The 337-nt window shown below is 57.6% G+C and carries 1 pseudogene; it reads left to right on the top strand.

The annotated features are described in order from the left end of the window. Positions 1-193: 193 nt before the first annotated feature. Positions 194-337 (top strand): annotated as a pseudogene (locus AAA942_RS20390) (IS91 family transposase); the annotation flags it as partial.

Genomic DNA, 337 nt, shown 5'->3' with positions numbered 1-337 from the left:
TTTTTTTTTTTCTTCGTTCTCCCCCGGCCCCCTGTCGCCATACAGAGTCATCTGGTACGTGGCGTGCAGTGGTGGTTAGGTGGCGGTCGTTAGGTACTCGTCCCCTCCATTCCACGAGTGTCTACCGTCACTTAGCCCGGACCGACAAGTGCCGGGCCTTCAGTCCATTGGACCGACTGTATCTGTCCCGTCGTTGAGAGCCAATCACGAAGTGGCTCAGGTGCTCCGACAGCATTGGGCCGAGGTGGAGCATCATTCCCAGATCAACTGCTGGCAGCTGCGGACGCTTTCTGCCTTGAAACGCTGCAGGACTTCCGATCTGGGCGGTCATGTGGAT

The sequence above is a fragment of the Algoriphagus sp. oki45 genome (assembly GCF_036245605.1).
In the GTDB taxonomy this organism is placed as follows: domain Bacteria; phylum Bacteroidota; class Bacteroidia; order Cytophagales; family Cyclobacteriaceae; genus Algoriphagus.
This window is presented reverse-complemented; position numbering and strand designations above follow the sequence as displayed.